Raw genomic sequence first — 21,316 nt, 5'->3', positions numbered from 1 at the left:
GTTTTATATAGGCTTTCAGCAATCAGCCGTCGGCAATCACATAATATAGCTACAATAATAACTTATAAAACCGATTGTTTTCGTCCTTTTATCGTCAATTTAATAAATCCTTAGGATTTGACGGTTCCGTAAAGATCAAAGTCCTCAGCTCTATCGATGTGAACATCAACAAATCTCCCCACAGCCGCATAATTGTTATTTGCTGCAATCAATACTTCGTTGTCTACTTCCGGCGAGTCATATTCTGTGCGGCCAATGAAATATCCCTCTTCTACTCGGTCGATCAGGACCTTATACGTATTTCCGACTTTCTCTTGGTTAATTTCGTAAGATATACCCTGTTGAATTTCCATAATTTGCTCCACTCGCGATTCCTTTTCTTCCTGAGGTACATCATCAACTAAAGAGAAAGCATGCGTTTTTTCCTCATGAGAGTAGGTAAAGCAGCCTAAACGATCGAATCGAGTACGTTCGACCCATTCCATCATTTCAGCAAAATCTTGTTCTGTTTCTCCCGGGTAGCCACAGATTAACGTGGTACGAAGCGCAATATTCGGTACTTTGTCGCGAATTGCATTTACCAAGTCGATCGTTTTTTGTTTGGTAATTCCCCTGCGCATGGATTTTAGCATATTATCAGCAATGTGTTGCAAAGGCATATCTAAGTAATTGCAAATATTTTGCCTTTCATTCATCACATCCAATACATCCATCGGAAAACCTGACGGATAGGCGTATTGCAAACGTATCCATTCAATACCTTCCACATCGGATAAGTTTCTTAAGAGATCCGCTAAGTTTCTTTTTCCGTATAAGTCCAAACCATAATAGGTCAAATCTTGCGCGATTAGTATAAGCTCTTTTGTGCCGTTTTTTGCCAGGTGTTTCGCTTCGCTAACTAAATCCTCGATGGGTTTCGATATATGTTTTCCACGCATTAAAGGAATAGCACAAAAGGAGCAGGGGCGATTACAACCTTCGGCGATTTTAAAATAGGCATAATGCGAAGGGGTTGTTAACATCCGCTCACCCAATAGCTCGTGCTTATAATCGGCGCCTACACTTGCTAATAGCTGCTGTAAATCGTTGGTTCCGAAATAGGCATCCACATTCGGGATTTCCGTTTCCAGTTCAGGTTTATACCGTTCTGACAAGCAGCCCGTTACAATCACTTTTTCCAGCTTGCCTTCTTCCTTCAACGCACTGTATTGCAGAATGGTATCGATAGATTCTTGTTTGGCATTATCGATAAATCCACAAGTATTGATAACGACAATGTCGTTTTTAGAAATATTATTAGCCTCATGCACAACTTCCATCTGATTACTACGAAGTTGCCCCATAAGCACTTCACTATCGTGAATGTTTTTTGAACAACCCAGTGTGATGACATTGACACGTGGTTTTGATGTTAAGTTGTTTATTTTTTTTGTTCTCATTCTTCTACTATCCCTATTTAAAAAGGGAATCCACAAATTCTTTTTTATTAAATAATTGCAAATCGTTTATTCCTTCGCCGACACCGATGTATTTTACCGGTATTTTAAATTGATCCGAAATCCCGATGACAACGCCGCCTTTGGCAGTTCCATCAAGTTTTGTCAATGCTAATGCGTTGACATCAGTTGCTTGGGTAAATTGTTTGCATTGTTCGATGGCATTTTGCCCGGTGGATGCGTCAAGTACAAGTAGTATTTCGTGCGGTGCACCCGGTACCACTTTTTTCATCACGTTTTTGATCTTCGTCAGCTCATTCATTAAGGCAAGCTTATTATGCAAACGCCCGGCAGTATCAATAATAGCGACATCCTCTTGATTTGCTACCGCTGATTGGATGGTGTCAAAAGCCACGGAAGCGGGATCAGAGCCCATGGCCTGTGCAACGACGCGAACGCCCACTCTTTCTCCCCACAGTTTTATTTGATCGACTGCGGCCGCCCTAAAGGTATCGGCAGCACCCAAGACGACCTTATTCCCTGCTTGTTTCAGTTTATGTGCGAGTTTTCCAATGGTTGTAGTTTTACCAACACCATTTACACCAACAACCATAATAACATAAGGCTTATGGTTGCCGTATTCAAAATTCTCGAAATCGTTGCTGTTGTTTTCGGCTAATAACTCTTGTATTTCTTCCCGTAGAATTCCGTTTAGTTCCGAAGTATTGATGTATTTATCGCGGGCTACCCGGTCTTCAATGCGCTCGATTATTTTCAAGGTGGTGGTAACACCTACATCTGAGGTAACTAGCACTTCTTCCAGATCGTCCAATACTTCTTCATCAACGGTTGATTTCCCTACCACTGCTTTTGTGATTTTCGTAAAGAAACCCTCCTTGGTTTTTTCTAAGCCTTTATCCAGCGCTTCCTGCGCTTCCGGGGTCTGCTCTTTCTTCTTGAAAAAATCGAATAATCCCATAATATTAAGATGCCAGAATCTAGTTTTTGTTGGTAAAGGTACTAAATTGACCGTAATTTATTGTTTGCTCAGTATCAAGATCTCAGCTTTCCGCTAAATGGTGATGACGTGCCGGCCAATAGCCCATCATTGATAAAGGACGGTAACAAAAAAAGCCCTTCCAATATGTTATCGGAACGGCTTTTTTATTTCTCAACTTAATAAATTAAGCGTTGCTTTCGGCAACAATCTCTTTTGCAGCTTCCACTGCATCCTTGATATGATCGTTGTGAGCAATTAATTCTTTAAAAGTATAAGCACCTGTTTTCGGTGATCTAACCGCAGTAATTACTTTCGTGTAATCTTTACCTTTACCGGTTTTAAGGGTTGCAACGGTTTTCTTAGCCATTTTCTTTTATTTTTATGCTCTTTCGAGCTGTTGTTATCAAAGATTTATTTAATCTCTTTATGAACGGTTACTTTTTTAAGTACAGGGTTGTATTTTTTCAACTCTAAGCGTTCAGTAGTGTTTTTCTTATTCTTGGTGGAAATATAACGAGACATTCCCGGTAAACCACTTTCTTTATGTTCAGTGCACTCTAAGATTACTTGAACTCTATTACCTTTTTTAGCCATTGTTATTTGTCTTAATGCCGCAATTCTGCGGGATATTTTTTAACAGGATCGATAGATCACTATGCGTGATAACGTAGGAACTAAACGTATCCTTTTTTTATGAACTTATTAATAACTGCAGTAATACCATTTTTGTTGATGGTTTTGATTGCAGAAGTTGAAACTTTCAACGTAATCCAACGGTTTTCTTCCGGGATAAAGAACCTTTTAGTTTGAAGGTTTGGGTAAAATTTACGTTTGGTTTTAACGTTTGAGTTAGAAACGTTATATCCATTCATTGCTGCTTTACCGGTTAAATCACAAATTCTTGACATGACTATATGATGTTCGTTCTATTTTAAAAAACAATTTTCTCAAAGAGTTTGCAAATATCTGAAAATGTTTTTTCTTATGCAAGTGTTTTTTAAAGGATTATAAAAAAAGCAGTTCATCATTGCCACCGTCCAAATAGATGATTGCATTAGGATATGAAGAGATTCGTCGGCTACCCGTATTTTATAGGTATTAGCACCATAGCTATCATACGGTAACGTGAAGTTATTGAATAAAATCCAAATATTCAACAGATTGATAATGTCGCCTGCTAACTATTTTCTGCCTTACATAAAAAGATACATAAATAATCGCTATGAAGTTCAGTAATCGAACAACACGATCCTGTTTACGCCGATAAATTCTAAACAAAAAAACGCTTACTGAAAGTAATTATTTCCGGTATTATTATTACTTTGCGAAAGGGCAATGCCTAGGAAATAAAACCTTATTTTAAACCATTATTGAATTATGAACGAACCGTTATCGGTTAAACCGACTACTACCAAAGGCTTATGGAAAGTTATTGGAGCCTCTTCACTGGGAACACTTATCGAATGGTATGATTTTTACATCTTTGGCAGTTTGGCCGTTATTATCTCGACGAAATTTTTTCCGGCAGATAATCCAACGGCGGCTTTCCTATCGACATTAGCGACCTTTGCAGCGGGGTTTGTTGTCAGACCTTTCGGGGCTCTCTTTTTTGGTAGGTTAGGCGATATGATCGGTAGGAAGTATACCTTTATGGTAACACTGCTGGTGATGGGCTTATCGACCGTGGCTATTGGATTAATCCCCGAATATAAAACCATTGGATTTTTAGCCCCCATTTTAATTTTACTACTTAGACTTTTACAGGGTTTGGCACTTGGCGGTGAGTATGGTGGAGCAGCTACTTATGTCGCGGAACATGCCGAGCCACATCGGAGGGGAGAAAGGACATCCTGGATACAGACAACAGCTTCTTTCGGCTTATTTATTTCCCTTGCTGTTATTTTGCTAACCCGCAAATGCATGTCCAATGAAGCGTTTATGGACTGGGGCTGGCGGATACCCTTTTTGATCTCGATATTAATGGTTATTGTGAGCTACTTTATCCGAAAGAATATGGATGAATCGCCCTTATTCAAAAAGGTAAAGGCGGAAGGTAAAACTTCTAAAAACCCACTTAAAGAGTCTTTTGGTCACCGATACAACTTTAAATTTGTGCTTTTGGCGCTGTTTGGAGCAGCGATGGGGCAGGGTGTGGTATTTTATACCGGACAATTTTATACACTTTCATTTTTGCAAAGAGTTTGCCACGTCGATTTTGACCAAACAAACTATATATTAGGTATCGCTATTTTTTTAGGTACAGGACTCTTTATCTTTTTTGGTTGGTTATCCGATAAAATTGGTCGAAAGATTGTAATGATGACCGGGATGCTACTGGCTATTCTTACCTATCGGCCAATTTTCGATAAATTGTATCAGTTAGCAGATGTAGGAGAAAAAAAGGAACAAATAGATGCGTTGAAAAATACAATGAAGAGAGAGCCTGTACCGGATGGGGATTTCGGCGCAAAAGAGAGGTTGGTTACTACAATACACAGAGTGTATGAGGATGGCACACAGAAGGATGAAATTAGCAGACAGTACGTGGATCCTATCGATGGCCATATTATTCATCGAGAGGATGTTGTTTCTATTAAATTGGTCACAAAGGATATGTGGATAGCGATTGGACTCATATTTTTGCAGGTTTTATATGTTACCATGGTATATGGTCCAATCGCTGCCTTTTTGGTGGAGATGTTTCCTGTAAAAATCCGCTATACCTCCATGTCTTTACCTTATCATATAGGAAATGGTGTTTTTGGTGGATTGATGCCTACTGTCGCGACTTATCTGGTTGCGAAAGCTCAATCTGCTAACGATGCTGCGCAGGCAGCCGGAAAAGCATTGCCTTTTGACAAACCGTATTTAGAAGGACTTTGGTATCCTATTATTATCATAGGAGTGAGCTTCCTTATTGGGATTGTCTATTTATCGAATAAAAAGACCGAGTAGTTGTTTTTGTTAATCTAATTAGCTATGCGTTACATAAAAAAATATTTAGGTGTTCTTTGGATCGTGCTTGCCGTTGTTTCGGGCTATTATTTAATAGTAAGTCAGGCTATCCCCCAATTTCAAAGTGAAAAACCCGAAGACTTGGTGCCGGCGATTGTTTATACCTTTGTGTTAATGCCGATTATAAGTGGTGGATTGCTTGTGTTCGGATGGTACGCCTTACTCGGAGAGTACGACGATTAGTCGGCTCGTTTTTCCCTTTTCTGTTATTTCAAAATGTGCTTGGCTGAATATAAATAATAATTGGCCGAATCGGATAACTGCTTGATTAAATTGTACATAGTCCCTTGGAAAGGGCAACAAAGATTATTAACTTGGGTGCAAAAAATCAAATATATTTAAAAAGCTAACCGTTTAGAATGCAAAAGGTAGTTCCTGATTCTTTCCATTCTAATCACGCACTAAGGGAATAAACGATAAACTAAACTAAATTAATAACCAATGAATTTAAAAGTTAGGTCATTTGAGGATTACAAGGAAACGTACAAAAAGAGCGTCGAGCGGCCGGAGGAATTTTGGTCAGGCATAGCAGAAGAGTTTAAATGGCGTAAAAAGTGGGATAAAGTATTAAGCTGGGATTTTAAAGGTCCGGATGTTAGGTGGTTTGAAGGTGGGAAATTGAATATTACCGAGAACTGTTTGGATCGTCATATCCAAGAGTTGGGAGATAAACCCGCTATTATTTGGGAACCGAACGATCCGAACGAAAATTATCGTATATTAAGTTATAAACAATTACTTTTCAATGTTGAGCAGTTTGCCAACGTATTAAAAAACAACGACATTGTTAAGGGCGATCGCGTCTGTATCTACCTCCCTATGGTGCCTGAGCTAGCAATTGCCGTATTGGCGTGTGCTCGTATTGGAGCAGTTCATTCGGTTGTTTTTGGTGGATTTTCTGCTCAATCTATTGCTGATCGGATCAATGATGCGCAATGTAAATTGGTGATTACCGCAGATGGCAGTTTTAGAGGCACAAAAGTAATTGAGTTAAAAGATATTGTAGATGATGCCTTGGGACAATGTAAATCAGTGGAAAGAGTGATCGTTCTGACGCGAACACGCACGCCCGTTTCGATGATAAAAGGCCGTGATGTATGGTGGGAAGACGAGATTAAAAAAGTGGAGACACAGGGCAACCCCCATTTTCCGGCAGAGGAGATGGATGCAGAAGATATGTTGTTCATATTGTATACATCCGGTTCAACGGGAAGCCCGAAAGGGGTGGTACATACATGCGGCGGCTATATGGTTTATACCGGCTATACTTTTGCAAATACTTTTCAGTATGAAAGGGGAGACGTGTATTTCTGTACGGCGGACATAGGCTGGATTACCGGACACTCCTATATCGTGTATGGCCCTTTGTCGCAGGGTGCCACCTCCTTAATGTTTGAGGGAATTCCCACCTATCCGGATGCGGGACGTCTTTGGGATATTGTTGAAAAGCACAGGGTTAATATTGTATACACGGCGCCAACTGCTATCCGTTCATTGATGGGTTTCGGAGACGAATATGTGGAGGGTAAAGACCTGAGCAGCATTAAAACCCTGGGATCGGTCGGTGAGCCCATTAATGAAGAAGCCTGGAAATGGTTCGATGAAAAAGTAGGTCATGGAAAAGCGCCTATCGTAGATACCTATTGGCAAACGGAGACGGGAGGTTTTATTATTAGTCCGATCGCAGGAATTACACCAACGGTACCGAGTTACGCCATGTTTCCGCAACCGGGTATACAATTGGCCTTAATGGACGAAAATGGGAGGGAAATAGAAGGGAATGATGTTAGCGGTAATCTATGCGTTAAATTCCCTTGGCCGGGCATGTTGCGAACAACATACGGCGATCATGAACGTTGTAGAAAAACCTATTTTGCTACTTACGAAAATATGTACTTTACAGGGGATGGTTGTTTGCGGGATAAGGATGGGTACTACCGTATTACCGGCCGTGTGGATGACGTACTGAATGTTTCGGGACATCGTATCGGAACGGCGGAGGTAGAAGATGCCATAAACCGTCACAGCGATGTAGTGGAATCAGCCGTTGTGGGGTATCCGCATGCAATTAAAGGACAAGGAATATATGCCTTTGTCGTTGCAGGAGATCATTTAAAAGATGCTGATTTAATGCGGGGAGATATTAATAAAACCGTTTCCCGTATCATTGGAGCCATCGCTAAACCGGAAAAAATCCAGTTTGTTACCGGGTTGCCAAAGACCAGATCAGGGAAGATCATGCGACGGATCCTTCGCAAAATTGCGGAAGGTGACACTTCAAATCTCGGTGATACGACTACTTTGTTAGATCCGGAAGTAGTTGAAGAAATAAAGAAAGGTGCGGAAGCCTTACGTGGATAGGTCAATAACCGTATTTTTAAGCAACGACTTTTGAAGTTGCTAAAACAATTTGTTTCTATGCTTGTTTAACTAGAAAAGAATAAAATTATTTACTTATTAAAAACTAGTCGAAATGAGCAATTTGAAGCTAAAAGGAATGTGGAACGAAGTTAAGGGTAAAGCAAAACAGGCTTATGCCGATTTAACCGATGATGATTTATTGTATGAAGAGGGGAAAGAAGATGAGTTAATAGGACGTTTGCAGAAGAAGACCGGAAAAACAAGAGATCAGGTGGTGGATTGGTTGAATAACCTGTAGGCTTTACTTTCAGTACTTTAAATAAGAGAGAGGATGGCAATAGATGTCATCCTCTCTTGTTATATATAGCCAGATGTTGGATTCCGTATTCGTTCCTAATAAAGGAACTATTTTTTTAATCAACTTTTTCTTGGCAAAAAGTTGAACAAAAGCCAAGGCTATGTAGGCTACCTTGCAACTGATTGCAAAAGCATTTACGGCGCATATTGGAGCCGTTTCACTTCCTCAATCCGCTTGGATATTGCAAGGTGAACGATTGTGCACATGCTTTGCTGCTCGTTGCGTCGGTATCCTCCAAGGTCATTCTTCCGGCACACAGGGGCACATTCCGCTAAAGATAATACGTCCGATTAAACGTAAAAGCTCTTTAAATATCGCCTAGAAATTTGCGGCTTGCATGTTGATGCACTCCCGCAACGAATAAAAGTGACTAAAAAAATAGTTCATTTTACCTTATTATGAGATCGGCAAAATCTGGAATCAACCAGCTTTGGTTATATTTATAAACCAAGGTTTAGTATCTTCGCAACATGACAAAGCAAAAGCCAACAATATTGGTAGTAAACGATGATGGGATTACGGCACCCGGCATTAAGGTGTTAATGGAAGAAATGCAAATGTTGGGAAAGGTAACAGTTGTTGCGCCTGAAAGCCCTCAGTCGGGAATGGGACATGCCATAACCATAGGTAAACCACTCCGTGTTGATCCGGTAAATATATATCCTCATGTTGAGATGTATCGATGCTCTGGAACGCCCGTAGACTGTGTGAAGTTAGCGGTCAACAAGATTTTCAAAGGACGTAAGCCGGATCTTTGTGTATCAGGTATTAACCATGGACTAAATAATTCAATCAACGTATTATATAGCGGAACCATGTCAGCAGCCGTTGAGGGCGCTATAGAAGGTATACCGTCTGTCGGGTTTTCTTATGACGATCATAATTTAGATGCCGATTTTGAAAATTGCAGGCCATTTGTACGGGAAATTGCAAGTCAAGTCTTAAAGAACGGGCTTCAGTTGGGAACGTTGTTGAATGTAAATTTTCCTCAAGGCGCGATTAAAGGAGTGAAGGTATGTAGACAAGCTGATGCAAAATGGGCGGAGGAATTTGAAGAACGTATCGATCCCTATCATCGGCCGTATTATTGGCTTACCGGTAAGTTCGTGTTGAACGATAGGGGAGAAGATACGGACGTATGGGCGCTGAAGCATAACTTTGCGTCTTTGGTACCTGTGCAATTTGATATGACTGCGCACCATGCTATCCCTCAACTGAATTCGTGGTCGTTTGATGTGTAGCTTTGTTGAAGTTAAACAGTTGAGCTATTAATGAGCTATTAAGTAGGACAATAGTTGAGGAGTTCATGAGCCAATGTGATGATGGGCCGATGGACCCGTAGCCATAACTGAGACTGACTAACGAGCAGCTGATAGCTGAATAAATATGTTAAAAAAGAATAACCCACTGCTTGGCATTTTGTTAGGTGCTATTGCTCCTTTAATTGCTTTTTTATTTAATGAATATACAAGCTTAGGTAGTAAATTTGCAGACAAACCGCTGACATTGTATGCCATTGCGGGGGCAGTAAATTTACTTATAGTCAGGTATTGTTATAAACAGCAGGCCTCGAAAACAGGTGGAAGTGTTATGGGGATCACCTTTATTGGTTTGATATTGATTTTATATTTCAAAGGTGGCATAAAGGTTTAAATAGGATACACGATTGATATGAAATATTATATTATCGCGGGCGAGAGCTCCGGTGATTTACATGGAGCTAATCTGATCCGCGAATTAGCGAAACAACAGGGCTCAGATGTCCAATTTAGGGTTGTGGGGGGAGATCGTATGGAGCAAGCGAGCCAACAAAAAGCCGTTTTACATGTGCGGGACATGTCCTTTATGGGTTTTGTTGAAGTGTTGTTGAACTTAAAAAGTATTCTTAAAAACTTAAAAATTGTTAAAAAAGACCTCCTCGCATACCGTCCTGACGCCTTGGTTCTGATTGATTTTCCCGGATTTAATTTGAAGATCGCGTCCTTTGCTAAGCAACATAATATAAAGGTTTTCTATTATATCTCGCCGAAAGTTTGGGCCTGGAATACAGGTAGGGTAAAAAAGATCAAACGTATCGTTGATCATATGTTCTGTATCCTCCCTTTTGAAGTCGATTTCTATAAACACTGGAATATGCACGTTGATTATGTAGGGAATCCGCTATTAGATGCGGTCACCTTACATCATCCGGACACGACATTTAAAGCGCGTTATGGATTGGAAGGTAAAAAAATAATTGCACTGCTACCTGGAAGTAGAAAAATGGAGATAAGCAAGCTACTTCCTGAAATGGTGAAGCTCGCTAAACTTTTTCCGGGGCACCAATTTGTAATAGCGGGTGCCCCTAACTTAAATACTCATTTTTACAGGCAATTTCTAGATAATGATAATATACCGCTCGTTTTCGGACAGACATATGATTTATTGCAGCATGCAGAAGCAGCAGTTGTTGCCAGTGGAACGGCGACGTTAGAAACGGCTCTGCTAAACGTTCCGCAAGTTGTTGTATATAAAGCAAATGCGTTGTCCATCGCCATCGGGCGGATGGTGATCAAAGTCGATTATATTTCTTTGGTTAATCTGATCATGAATAAAGAGATCGTTAAAGAATTGATACAAAAGGAAGCTAATCATCATACCATTGCCGAAGAGTTGGATCAATTACTGAACAATAAGGCTTATCGGGAAGAGATGCTTGCGCAATACAAGTCGCTGCATGAACGGATGGGCCTGCCTGGCGCATCACCAAAAGTAGCACAGCACATATTGCGATATCTTCAGCAAGGCACACCTAAGAGGGATTCTCATTAAAATTCACGATTTTTAACGTGATGATGGCTATTTTTCAGGCCATTCGCTTACAGCTATTTTTTGAAAGACCATATCGGCTTGACTACTTTCATATAAAATACCAATATGTTGTTCATCCACAGCGGCAATACACGAATATCCTCTGCCTTTCCATTCATCCAAAAGCACCCAGTATTTTTGTGGCCATGTTTGGCCGTCATTAGTGCTAACTTTAATCGTTAAGTGATCTCTATCCGTTTTTGAGTTTGGATTGGAAAACAGTAAAAGATGCCGTTGTTTTCCTGGATCCATAAACGAATGTTTATACAAGCTCGCCATACAAACCGGTTCGGGCAGTGCATGAAAAGCGCTTGGGTGTTGAGTCCATGTCTTGCCCATATCACGGGTTACACAAACGGCCCGGCCGTTGTTGGAGCCTATCTCGCCTTTGTTTTTATTAGCCCGCATATTGAGCATAAGCGATCGGTCTGCAAGTTGTACAACGGCGCATTCAGTCGTCGCTACCTCATTTAAGGCTCTTTTGGCGGTTTGCCATGTTTTTCCGCTATCCTTACTATATGTGATGGTTGAAAATGGCGTGCCTAAAGAATCACGACCCTGAGTGGGAAAAACCAGTGTACCATCGTTCAATACAATGCCATTACCAGGTGCCGGAGCAAAGAGCCACCAATCTTTCTTTTTACACATTTTTGTAATGTTCAGCGGTTTGCTCCAAGTTTTACCGTCATCGGTACTTTTAACCAGCATAAATTGTGATGTTTGCTTTATCCCGAATCCAGGTTGAGAGCCCTTGTTTTTCCATTGATGGTTCCAATGGTCGCTGTTTTCCTTTAAACCTTTTACCCACTGTCCATCTTTGTCGATAATACCGTGCATCCACAATGCTGCAATGTAAATGGTATTTGAGTTTTTGTCAACAAGTATGCATGCATCTGATACACCATTAAATTTTTCCGGTAAGCCTCCCCATTTGCCCATATCCATTGCAATTGTTAGAGGCTCCCAGGTTTGTCCACCATTGGTACTTCGACGGAGACCGATATCTATATCTCCTTGTAAGTCGCGAGAGCTTTCTCTGCGGGCATCAAAAATGGCAAGCAAAGTCCCTTTGGGAGTGACGGCCAAACCAGGAATGCGTGCGGTATGTATGCCATTTTCCATGCGCTGATGTATGGCAATGCCGATGCGTTGTTCCATTATTGGACGGTCGGTTATTCTCACATCGGTGGATTCATTAAAGTGTACATCTTTTAATTGGAAAGCTATTTTATGTAGCAAATTGGCTTGATCAGTAAGACGACAGGTGACCCAAAGATAATGTATTCCCGGATTTAGTTCCGTATCACCCTCTAGGGTTATATTGGCTTTAGGATTGGCTTTTTTACCGAAGAGCTTCAGTGCTGTCGACATTTTGTTCAACAGCGTGTCTTTGCCTGTATAGTATACCTCTACAGTATTTAAATCTTGAATAGCTGTTGTGCCTTGTGTTTGCAAGGAGAGAGCTTTAAGCTGATGCGGTTTTGTGCCCTCTATGGTAATTTTGATCCGAAGTACCGGGTTTACCGGTTTTCCAATTAAAATTGGAACTTGAAATTGTGTCTGTTCAATTTGGATAACCGGTTTAGCTATAGACAGATGGAAAAAAATGCCAAACACATAAATTAGTAATGATATTTTGTAAATACTCATGGTTCTTAATCTATCGATTTTTAACCGGAAGTGCTTTCTGCCATCCGTCATCTAACAACTGTTTCAGTGTAATCTTTATGTTATCGTATTGCTTCATTGCCGCTAAGTTTTTTTCTTCTAATCGGCCATTTGCTTGATAACGATAAAGTTCTGTGAATTCAATCGTGCCATTTTTAAAATTACGCCATTCGGTATAACGAAAATCTTTTGTACGTACCGAATAACCCATCACCCTAGGTAGGTTTTTATACATCCAGGGGCGTGGAAATTGGCTAAAGGCCGCCTTTTTCCAAGGTCTTTCCGGAGCTTCCATTAATGGAACCATGCTGAGCCCGTCTAATTCGTCGGGAATGGACAAACCTGCCAGTTGAGCTAAGGTGGGGTACAGGTCGACCGACTCCACAATGCCATCGGTATATACACCTTTATTTTTGATATTAGGTGCGGAAATGATCAATGGGATGCGGGTATCCGACTCAAAATTTGTGCTTTTGCACCAAAGACCGAGTTCACCCAAGTGATAACCGTGGTCGCTCCAAAGCACAATGATCGTGTTATCCATTAAACCTTGCTTGTTCAGTTCATCTAACAGTCTACCGATTTGCATATCGGTATACGTGACGCTGGCATAATAGCCATGGCGTAATTGACGAATTTTATCCGGAGGTATTGGTCCTTCGTCCGGAACGTCTGTATAACCTCTCAGTTCTGTGGAATTATGTAAGGCAATTTCAGGTACATTTTGAGGAGGTGCAGGCTGTTTTGGCATAGGGATTTCATCTCGTTTATAATAATCCCAATATTTTTTTGGAGCCGTGAAAGGTAAATGCGGCCTGCGAAATCCTACCGCTAGAAAAAAGGGTTTATCTTTAATCTCTCTAAGAACTTTTATGGCAGCATTACATACCATACCATCAACGTATGCACTATCAGGTACATTTACACATTCGACAGCTGCCGCTTTCCCCTTGGCTTTGCTGTTTTTTTTAAGCACATATTTATGTCCAACAGTACCCGTTACTGCCATGATCTCAGGAGCCGACCATGAAATCGAATCTTGCGAAGCTGCAGGATCATGATAAATTTTACCAACACACAGCGATTGATAGCCGTTTTCTTTAAAATATTGCGGTAGTGTAACTGCATTTGGAAGGGCCTTGCGGAAGTGGGTCTCTAAGTCCCAAACTTTCGTTACATCAGGCCGTCGTCCAGTTAATAAAGAGGCACGCGAAGGCCCGCAAACAGCTTGTTGGCAATAGGCATTGTTAAAAACAATGCCATTTTTTGCTAAACGGTCAATGTTAGGCGTTATGATCACTGAATCACCATAACATCCCAACTGATTTCTTAGATCATCAACGGCTATAAATAAAACATTGACTTTTTTAGCAGTTGTCGACCGCGGTAATATTTGTGCATAAAGATTTGGAACTACCATCAATACCAGCATAGTAATGATAACTGTAGTCATTTTCTTGATCTCGGACATCATACCCTCTAATTTAGCGATTAACTCAAAAGTAGATTATTTTTATACTTGTATTAATAGCCAGGTGTTTGGATAATGTTGGGATTCGTGTTAATCGAGTTGTTGTGAACCGGCCAAAGGAGAATATTCTGTTCGTTTTCGCGACCTACTAAACTAGGAACATCGCTGAACACAACACCAAATCGAATCAGATCCCACCAGATTTTCCCTTCAGCTACGAACTCTTTCTTCCGTTCGTCCAGAATCGCCCGATCTACTTGCTGTTTTGATAATATAGTAGGATAAAAATTAGTTATACCATAAGCTCGTAGGCTAACGGCGTTAAGCCGTTCAATCGCCAGGGCCGAATTACCCAAAGCGTTTTCAATTTCGGCACTCATCAGTAAGGCATCCGCGTATCGGTAAACGATAATGTCCGAATCAAAAACGCGAGTTTGATTCTGCCAGCTACCCGCATACTTATTGATCCATTGAAAAGTTGCATTCTTCGGTTCATCAAAAAAAGTTTCAAAACTTACGTTTGTCCGTTGATCATCTGCATTTTCCGACAGGAAGTCCTTATATTCATCCGTTAAGAAAATCCATTGTTGATGACTACCTACCTTAATCGGATTTTCTATGTATTGTGCCGATATGTATTGTAAAGGTACTAGGTGATCCGCAGGATAGCCGCCTGTATACTCATCCATTACAAAGCTCCATGCAAATATGATTTCTTGGTTAAGTTTGTTTTTGAACACACTTGAAAAATCATTCATTAATGTATAATTGGAGTTGTTCAAAACGACATCAATGGCTTGCTTTGCTGAATTTAAGGCTGCATCACCTCCGTTCCTCACCTTAGCAATCCACAAATAGTAATCTGCTTGCAATAGATTGATCGCTCCCTTTGATGCTAAATTGCGGTCGGTCACGTTTTCAGGCATGAGCGAATTAGCTGCTTCCAGGTCGACTTTCACCTGCTCGAACACACGGTCGGCGGGCTCTCGGGAAGGATAGAGGCCTTCTTGTTCACCGGACTCGAATCCATCGATTAATACAGGCGCATCTCCCCAAACGCGGCCAATCCAGTAATAACAAAACGCGCGAACAAATAGCGCGTTGGCTAGCACCTTGTTCTTGTCTGCTTCGTCAGCAAAGGAAATGGTAGGCGTATATTTCAGGATAAGATTGCAATCGTTGATTGTCGTATACAGGTTTTGCCAGTTAGCATACGTGTGTGAACTGTTCAATTGGTTGGTAAACGGGTCACTATAAGTTGCATTGGTGGCCAAACCCTTTCCCCATAGGCCAGATCGGTACTCTCCCCAGAAAATATAAGCATCCGCAAAAGAGGAACGCATTTTATTGTACACGCCATACATTGCCGCAGTGGCATCCCCTTCATCCGCCCACATGGCGGGCGCTGTAATAGCGCTTTTTTGATCAACATCCAATTTGTCATGGCATGCTTGCATTACGAGCGAGCTGACCATTATAGAGATTAGATAATATCGTTTGATTTTCATAATGTTTAGATTTACAGGGTGATTTTAGCGCCAATCGAAAATCTTCTGATTGGAGGATAGTTGTAATATGCACTGCCACTGGCATTACTATACGTAGTAGAAGCGCCTACTTCCGGTGAAATGCCCGTGCCCCGCACGGCGGAGAAATAATGCAGATTATTGCCGGAAAGGGTAAGAACCATGCTTTTTACCCCCAATTTGCTGAAAACGCTCTCGGGTAGACGATATTGTAGGGTTACTTCCCGGATACAGAGGTAGTCTCCTTTGTAATTGAAGACGTTAGACGTTCTCGAAAAGTTCGAATTACCGGCATCCGGATCGTTCGCCGTAAACCGGGCATATTTCGTGTCATCACCTTCTTGCTTCCATGTCTCCTTCACTCTGTCCACAAGTGTATAATTGTTGGCGAAGGTATTCATGAAATAGCGCATATACGCATTATGGTTGATGGAATGACCCAATGCCCAATCCACAAAGATATTTAGACTAAAGTTTTTGTAAGAAAAGGAGTTGTTCAATCCACCGGTAGTGTGTGGCACCGTTACGCCTAGCTCAAATTGGTCCATATTATTGATTCGTCCATCACCGTTACGATCCACCCATTCATAGTCGCCGGGCAGCTTGCGTCCGCGAACGCTCTTTCCGTCTGCAGGATCCCAGCCTCGAGCGCTCTCATCATATCGTGCATTTGCCGCTTGTTCGGCGTTTTGAAGGATATGATCTACCATATAACCGTAATATCTATACAAAGGTTCCCCTTCAGCCGTACCACCATAAGCTGTTCCATCCGATAAAGTGATTCCACCGATACGATTCCGATCACGGCCATTGTCGGGCAATTCAAGTACTTTATTCTTAACAAAGCTCCAGGTAAGCTTAGAATCCCAAGAAAAGGCGTCCGTCTGAATGTTTCGTGATGACAATTCAAGATCATAACCATAGAACCGTACCTTACCGACATTGGTTTGCACATTATTAAACCCGGAAGTATTGGGCAGCTCCATGCTGAAAAGAAGATCTTCCGTGATTTTGTTGAAATAATCGGCGCTGATTGAAATCCGACTGTTAACAACATTCAGATCGAAACCTGCATCGAACTGCGTAGAGGTTTCCCAAGTCAGTTTTCTGTTTTGCATAATATTCGGCAGAATACCCGCATTTCCGTTATATCGTGCATCGGTGGCGAAGCGACCCAGGGCATCGTATAATCCGATGGAGTTATTACCTGTTTGCCCGTAACTTGCCCGCAACTTTAGGTAGTTAATCAATCGGTTGTCTCTTAGGAAATTTTCATCCGACATAATCCAACCACCGGATACACCCGGAAAAAAGCCCCAGCGATTTTCTTTTGCAAATAAGGACGACCCATCCATTCGGAAGGTGGCCATCAGCAGGTATTTTTGTTTAAAATTGTAAGACAACCGCCCAAAATAACCGATAAGGACCTGTTTGTCAAAATTACTGTCCGCACCGGTTTTGTTCGGCCCGGCAGTAAGTGTGGGTACTTTATCCGAGCTAGCGCCCGTGGCGCTGGCGGAAAATCCTTTGTTATCTGTAACCTGATAAGAGTAACCTGCCATTCCGGACACGGTATGTTTGCTGTCAAAAGTCTCGTCATAAGAAAGATAGGCATCCAGTTTTGTTCGTTCCAGCTCTCCGAATTCCGCTTTAGTGGTCCGAAGGCCACTGAATTCGTGAGCTTTCTCAAAATAGTCATATTGCGTGACATGGCTATAATTAGAAACTTGAACATTGGCCTTTAATTGGTCTAAAATCCGGTAATTTAATCCTCCAATCAACGAAAGTCGTTTGTCTTTATTTGCTACATCCCGTGTGTAGTCCCACCAAACCGGGTTTGGCGAGCTGGCATTATAGCCAGGTGTTGGCCGTCCATCAGCATAGTATACTTTCTGGGTAGGGGGAGTGGCTAGGCCTCTGGCAATCACGTTCATCTGGTTCTCGAACTGACTTGAGTGTGTTGATGAGAAGTCAAAAACGGTGTTCAGCGTAAGTCGATCGGATATTTTTACATCAGTCTTTGCGCGCGCACTATAACGTTTATAACCGGTCCCTAAGGCTACGCCCGCGTCATCCGTATAACCTCCGCTCGCTGCATAGCGAAGAAATTCGTTACCGCCATCTACACCCAGGTAGTAATTTTGCCAAAGCGCTTCGCGGAACATCAGCGATTGGTAATCGTTATCCTGATAGATTAAAGTTTTACTTGGATCCAATGGATCCGGCATCGAATGATACCCTGCAGGCACAGCTTCACCCTCCCTTAGGTATCGAGTGGAATAAAGCGAATTTTCATCATTGCCCGAACTGGCCGAATATCCCGAAGCGTTGTTGTACTCAGGGGTCGGACTCAAGGCCACGGCGGGCCTTACCGTATTGATATAGTCGCGCGCGTTCATGAAGTCAATTAGCGTTTCCGGCTCCTGATATGCAAGGCTTGCGTCAAAAGTGATCAGTGGCGTTTGTGAAGCTGAACCTTTTTTCGTAGTAATCAGCACGACCCCATTGGATGCGCGTGATCCATAGATGGCAGTCGAAGCAGCATCTTTCAGTACTTCAATTGATTCAACATCATTGGGATTGATCCCCGAAAAAGCTCGTTCTACTCCATCCACCAAGACTAACGGATCGTTTGATTTATTAATGGACGAGCCCCCACGTATCCGAAAAACGGCATCTGCTCCCGGTGTATTGTTAGATTGATACACCCGTGCGCCGGCAACTTTTCCTCTCAATCCTTCTCCCACTGTGCTGATGGGAATGTCTCGCAAAACTTCTCCTTCAATTTTTGTAATCGCCGAAGTAATTGTTCTGCGGGATTGTGTACCATAACCAACCACTACTACTTCATCTAAATTTTCATGTGTCTCGGTCAGCGTGATGATAACTTCATTGGAAGCCGGGATTGCAGTTTCTTTTGTTTCAAAACCAATGGTTGAAAAAACAAGTGTTCCACCTGAAGAGGGAACGTCGATACGAAATGTACCGCCTTCATTCGTGGTGGCTTTTACAGCCGAACCCTTAAGTGAGACGGTCACCCCTTCTAACGGCTTTCCGTCAGCCCCACTGACAGTGCCGGTAACCTTTCTGTCTTGTGCGACTGCAAGTTGCGTTGCAAAAGCAGTGCAATACAAAAAAATAATGAATAACAAACGAACCTTCATAACATCGTGTTAAGTTTACTAATTGGAATTGGTTATTATGTAGAACATATAAACAAATATAATAGACTTAATTCCGTATTTCAAAACTTTTGTTAAAAAATCGAAAGTGGATTTTTTGTAGTGAAGGAATGTCTATTAAAAATTGCTTATAACTGGTTTTTTAGTTCTTATGTAGAACATATTTCAAATATACGATATATCCGATCAAAACAAAAAAATGTGTAGATCTTATTTTTTGAGAAAGAAGTGAAAGAGTTAACAATTACGCCATTTACCAAGCATATGACGAATTTCCTAGACTCAAGCAATTACAGTTGTACATTCAGGCCCATATAATAATTGCGTGGCATCGCTGCGTTGTAATAGCGCCCACCAAAGGCATTAATGTCATTTCCCAAGCTGTAATTTTCGTTCAATAAATTATCAATTCCAGCAAATAGTTGGAGTCTGGTTGTTCCGAAGATTGATTTTTCCCAGCTAAGTTTGCTTTGTACTAAGTGATATCTTTTTGCATAAGCTGTATTGGCATCGTTCAAAGGGATGGAAGAGGTATAATTATGTTGAAGATAAAAACTGAATTTTTTTGGGAAAAGTATGTGCATTCCGCTCACTACAGTCTCTCCGGGTACTCCTGTTAGTTTATTCCCGGAATAGTTATTTCCATTATCGCGGTAATCATCAAACCTAAAGTGACTCCATGTAAAGTTGCTTGAAAGACGCAATCCATTAATAAACCGATGCGTATCGGGTTGTAAGATCCACGCACTTACAGCGGCCTCCACACCCCGTTGTTTAACGCCTCCTGCATTGGTAAAAAACTCTTCTCCATTTTCATTGCTTAAACGTACGATCGCATCCTGCATTCGATAGCTGAACACTGAAATATCCAATTGGAATCTATTGCTGCTGCTCTGCCATCTGACGCCGGTTTCTTTGTTCCAACCTGTCTCCGGCTGTAATGCGGTGTTAATAATTTTATCCGAGGATCTTACTTCCGCAGCAGTAGGTGGAGAAAAGCCTCTTCCAACAGAAGCTCTCCAGCTGATAGCTGGCGTAATTAAATAAGAGGCTGCCACCCTCGGCATCCACGTTGGTTTAAAATCCACTATTTGATACTGATCATTGGTCTCTGGGAAAAGACCTTTGTAAGCATATTTATAATAGTTAAGACTTAAGGCGGCTTCTATATTCAGCCGCTTTGCTAAGTCGCCTGAAAAACGGACAAAGTAAAAGTGTTGATAATTTTTAAGCGCGTCTCCGGCTTGTTCCTTTCCCTGCACACCTCCATTATTGTCGAAATTAAGTATATCGGCTTTACTTTGCTGCCATTCTATGCCTGCATCTGCTTGCCAAGTGAAATTTGAGTGAAATTGGCCGGTATAAGAGAAATAGGAACGCACTCCATAATTATGTTCATATCTTTTTTCAAAGTTCGTTATAAAAGGATTTTTAAAATCGGTATACGATCCGAATACAGAAAATACGTGCTTAAGATGACTTGTTAAGAAGGCATCGTGAATAAGACCTCCCAAAAGGGTGTTGTTGTAAATCGCTGCTTGCTGTTGTGTAGCTCCGGGATTAGGGCCTGCGGCTGGTCTTGCCTGCTTGGGATTTTCTGCATATTGTGCTTCAGTAAGTCCTCCCGGTGTTCTGTAAGCCATACTGGAGTATAGACCGATAAAACGTAATTCGTTCTTTTCGGTATATTTGAAACGTTGGGCAGTTTGTATAAAGTGTCGATGACTGGCGGTATTTTCGCGATATCCGTCTGATCGTTGATAAGCATAATCTAAGCCTACATTATACTTGTTGTTGACCACATAATTGCCGGTAAGGTGATGATGGAACAATCCATAAGAGCCTGCGCTTTCTCTTATACCCCATGTGGTGGAGGGGTTACTTTGCAGTCCATTCGGTGTCATAATAACTACTCCGCCTGAGTTTGCACCAAATAAGCTCCCATCTGGTCCCTTTAAAATGGTAATATTATGAAGTGTAGATGGGTCGATGGAATTCAAATAGGTGTTGCCACTGGCATCGGTTAAGGGCACTTCGTCTAAGTATATTTTAACGTTTCTTACACCAAAGGGAGACCGTAGTAAGCTCCCTCGGATCGACAGTCGGTAGCTACCGGGCGAGCGTTCCTCCATGCGCACACCGGGAATTGTGTTAAAAGCCGGTAGCAAGGTGGTCCCCTGTTGCAAATTCAATAATTCTTTATCAATGAGACCAACAGAACTTGTCAGTTGAAGATAGGGCTGTGTTCTTAAGTAAGCTCTTACGGAAGCCGTAGGTAACTGACGTAAGGTATCAGGTGTTTTTTCTTGTGCGCGGCTTTCTTCAATAGATGATAGGCAAAGGCTTAGAAAAAGTAATGCAAAAAAACTAAATTTCATTTTTTGTCTCAGGATATTAAACTAAAGTAGTAAAAGCTTGTCAAATAAGCAATCGTAGACTTACTATTAAA

At 41.5% G+C, this 21,316-nt stretch carries 17 protein-coding genes; 7 read left to right on the top strand and 10 right to left on the bottom strand.

Going from position 1 to position 21,316, the window contains the following annotated elements:
• Window positions 1-110: 110 nt before the first annotated feature.
• From rimO to rpmB, 5 genes are all read right to left on the bottom strand, one after another.
• Entirely contained in the window at window positions 111-1,439 is a 1,329-nt protein-coding gene (rimO, locus tag FKG96_RS23520; RefSeq protein WP_130856476.1) for a 30S ribosomal protein S12 methylthiotransferase RimO, read from the bottom strand.
• A 13-nt stretch (window positions 1,440-1,452) separates the two neighbouring features.
• A complete protein-coding gene (ftsY, locus tag FKG96_RS23515; RefSeq protein WP_013668371.1) occupies window positions 1,453-2,415 on the bottom strand; it encodes a signal recognition particle-docking protein FtsY in 963 nt (320 codons plus the stop codon).
• A 205-nt stretch (window positions 2,416-2,620) separates the two neighbouring features.
• On the bottom strand, window positions 2,621-2,803 hold the full coding sequence (locus FKG96_RS23510) for a DUF4295 domain-containing protein (protein WP_013668370.1): 183 nt from the start codon (window positions 2,801-2,803) through the stop codon (window positions 2,621-2,623).
• A gap of 44 nt (window positions 2,804-2,847) precedes the next feature.
• Window positions 2,848-3,030, bottom strand: coding sequence for a 50S ribosomal protein L33 (gene rpmG, locus FKG96_RS23505; RefSeq protein WP_013668369.1), 183 nt, complete (start codon window positions 3,028-3,030; stop codon window positions 2,848-2,850).
• An 80-nt stretch (window positions 3,031-3,110) separates the two neighbouring features.
• Window positions 3,111-3,344 carry a 50S ribosomal protein L28 gene (gene rpmB, locus FKG96_RS23500; RefSeq protein ID WP_013668368.1) on the bottom strand — a complete coding sequence of 78 codons (234 nt, stop codon included), beginning with the start codon at window positions 3,342-3,344 and terminating at the stop codon, window positions 3,111-3,113.
• A gap of 469 nt (window positions 3,345-3,813) precedes the next feature.
• On the opposite strand from rpmB, the gene FKG96_RS23495 reads away from it, so the two are divergent.
• The 7 genes from FKG96_RS23495 to lpxB all read left to right on the top strand — a co-directional run bounded on the left by FKG96_RS23495 (window position 3,814) and on the right by lpxB (window position 10,981).
• Window positions 3,814-5,391, top strand: coding sequence for an MFS transporter (locus FKG96_RS23495; RefSeq protein WP_130856477.1), 1,578 nt, complete (start codon window positions 3,814-3,816; stop codon window positions 5,389-5,391).
• A gap of 24 nt (window positions 5,392-5,415) precedes the next feature.
• Window positions 5,416-5,634: a DUF6814 family protein gene (locus FKG96_RS23490; RefSeq protein WP_130856478.1), complete on the top strand. Its 219-nt coding sequence runs from the start codon at window positions 5,416-5,418 to the stop codon at window positions 5,632-5,634.
• A 258-nt stretch (window positions 5,635-5,892) separates the two neighbouring features.
• Window positions 5,893-7,812 carry an acetate--CoA ligase gene (gene acs / locus FKG96_RS23485; protein WP_013668365.1) on the top strand — a complete coding sequence of 640 codons (1,920 nt, stop codon included), beginning with the start codon at window positions 5,893-5,895 and terminating at the stop codon, window positions 7,810-7,812.
• Window positions 7,813-7,924: 112 nt separating this feature from the next.
• Complete coding sequence (locus FKG96_RS23480; RefSeq protein WP_013668364.1) at window positions 7,925-8,110, top strand: CsbD family protein; 186 nt, start codon at window positions 7,925-7,927, stop codon at window positions 8,108-8,110.
• Window positions 8,111-8,640: 530 nt separating this feature from the next.
• Window positions 8,641-9,411 (top strand): 5'/3'-nucleotidase SurE, encoded by a 771-nt coding sequence (gene surE, locus FKG96_RS23475; RefSeq protein WP_013668363.1) that lies wholly within the window; start codon window positions 8,641-8,643, stop codon window positions 9,409-9,411.
• A gap of 145 nt (window positions 9,412-9,556) precedes the next feature.
• Entirely contained in the window at window positions 9,557-9,823 is a 267-nt protein-coding gene (locus tag FKG96_RS23470; RefSeq protein WP_013668362.1) for a hypothetical protein, read from the top strand.
• Window positions 9,824-9,841: 18 nt separating this feature from the next.
• Window positions 9,842-10,981 (top strand): lipid-A-disaccharide synthase, encoded by a 1,140-nt coding sequence (gene lpxB / locus FKG96_RS23465; RefSeq protein ID WP_130856479.1) that lies wholly within the window; start codon window positions 9,842-9,844, stop codon window positions 10,979-10,981.
• 27 nt (window positions 10,982-11,008) lie between these two features.
• Here lpxB and FKG96_RS23460 read toward each other — a convergent pair whose 3' ends face one another.
• The 5 genes from FKG96_RS23460 to FKG96_RS23440 all read right to left on the bottom strand — a co-directional run bounded on the left by FKG96_RS23460 (window position 11,009) and on the right by FKG96_RS23440 (window position 21,245).
• Window positions 11,009-12,670, bottom strand: a complete 1,662-nt coding sequence (locus FKG96_RS23460) for a sialidase family protein (protein WP_149106246.1) — start codon at window positions 12,668-12,670, stop codon at window positions 11,009-11,011.
• Between the two features lie 10 nt (window positions 12,671-12,680).
• On the bottom strand, window positions 12,681-14,162 hold the full coding sequence (locus FKG96_RS23455) for a sulfatase (RefSeq protein ID WP_242627216.1): 1,482 nt from the start codon (window positions 14,160-14,162) through the stop codon (window positions 12,681-12,683).
• 50 nt (window positions 14,163-14,212) lie between these two features.
• Window positions 14,213-15,667: a RagB/SusD family nutrient uptake outer membrane protein gene (locus FKG96_RS23450; RefSeq protein WP_149106245.1), complete on the bottom strand. Its 1,455-nt coding sequence runs from the start codon at window positions 15,665-15,667 to the stop codon at window positions 14,213-14,215.
• 11 nt (window positions 15,668-15,678) lie between these two features.
• Window positions 15,679-18,849 carry a TonB-dependent receptor gene (locus tag FKG96_RS23445; protein ID WP_149106244.1) on the bottom strand — a complete coding sequence of 1,057 codons (3,171 nt, stop codon included), beginning with the start codon at window positions 18,847-18,849 and terminating at the stop codon, window positions 15,679-15,681.
• Between the two features lie 308 nt (window positions 18,850-19,157).
• On the bottom strand, window positions 19,158-21,245 hold the full coding sequence (locus FKG96_RS23440; RefSeq protein WP_130856483.1) for a TonB-dependent receptor: 2,088 nt from the start codon (window positions 21,243-21,245) through the stop codon (window positions 19,158-19,160).
• Window positions 21,246-21,316 lie beyond the last annotated feature (71 nt).

It is taken from the genome of Olivibacter sp. LS-1 (assembly GCF_008245145.1).
Taxonomy (GTDB): domain Bacteria; phylum Bacteroidota; class Bacteroidia; order Sphingobacteriales; family Sphingobacteriaceae; genus Olivibacter; species Olivibacter oleidegradans.
This window is presented reverse-complemented; position numbering and strand designations above follow the sequence as displayed.

Excerpts from the sequence above, each read along its gene's own strand:
- rimO (WP_130856476.1), bottom strand. The coding sequence starts at position 1,439 with ATGAGAACAAAAAAAATAAACAACTTAACATCAAAACCACGTGTCAAT.
- ftsY (WP_013668371.1), bottom strand. The coding sequence starts at position 2,415 with ATGGGATTATTCGATTTTTTCAAGAAGAAAGAGCAGACCCCGGAAGCG.
- FKG96_RS23510 (WP_013668370.1), bottom strand. The coding sequence starts at position 2,803 with ATGGCTAAGAAAACCGTTGCAACCCTTAAAACCGGTAAAGGTAAAGAT.
- rpmG (WP_013668369.1), bottom strand. The coding sequence starts at position 3,030 with ATGGCTAAAAAAGGTAATAGAGTTCAAGTAATCTTAGAGTGCACTGAA.
- rpmB (WP_013668368.1), bottom strand. The coding sequence starts at position 3,344 with ATGTCAAGAATTTGTGATTTAACCGGTAAAGCAGCAATGAATGGATAT.
- FKG96_RS23495 (WP_130856477.1), top strand. The coding sequence starts at position 3,814 with ATGAACGAACCGTTATCGGTTAAACCGACTACTACCAAAGGCTTATGG.
- FKG96_RS23490 (WP_130856478.1), top strand. The coding sequence starts at position 5,416 with ATGCGTTACATAAAAAAATATTTAGGTGTTCTTTGGATCGTGCTTGCC.
- acs (WP_013668365.1), top strand. The coding sequence starts at position 5,893 with ATGAATTTAAAAGTTAGGTCATTTGAGGATTACAAGGAAACGTACAAA.
- FKG96_RS23480 (WP_013668364.1), top strand. The coding sequence starts at position 7,925 with ATGAGCAATTTGAAGCTAAAAGGAATGTGGAACGAAGTTAAGGGTAAA.
- surE (WP_013668363.1), top strand. The coding sequence starts at position 8,641 with ATGACAAAGCAAAAGCCAACAATATTGGTAGTAAACGATGATGGGATT.
- FKG96_RS23470 (WP_013668362.1), top strand. The coding sequence starts at position 9,557 with ATGTTAAAAAAGAATAACCCACTGCTTGGCATTTTGTTAGGTGCTATT.
- lpxB (WP_130856479.1), top strand. The coding sequence starts at position 9,842 with ATGAAATATTATATTATCGCGGGCGAGAGCTCCGGTGATTTACATGGA.
- FKG96_RS23460 (WP_149106246.1), bottom strand. The coding sequence starts at position 12,670 with ATGAGTATTTACAAAATATCATTACTAATTTATGTGTTTGGCATTTTT.
- FKG96_RS23455 (WP_242627216.1), bottom strand. The coding sequence starts at position 14,162 with ATGATGTCCGAGATCAAGAAAATGACTACAGTTATCATTACTATGCTG.
- FKG96_RS23450 (WP_149106245.1), bottom strand. The coding sequence starts at position 15,667 with ATGAAAATCAAACGATATTATCTAATCTCTATAATGGTCAGCTCGCTC.
- FKG96_RS23445 (WP_149106244.1), bottom strand. The coding sequence starts at position 18,849 with ATGAAGGTTCGTTTGTTATTCATTATTTTTTTGTATTGCACTGCTTTT.
- FKG96_RS23440 (WP_130856483.1), bottom strand. The coding sequence starts at position 21,245 with ATGAAATTTAGTTTTTTTGCATTACTTTTTCTAAGCCTTTGCCTATCA.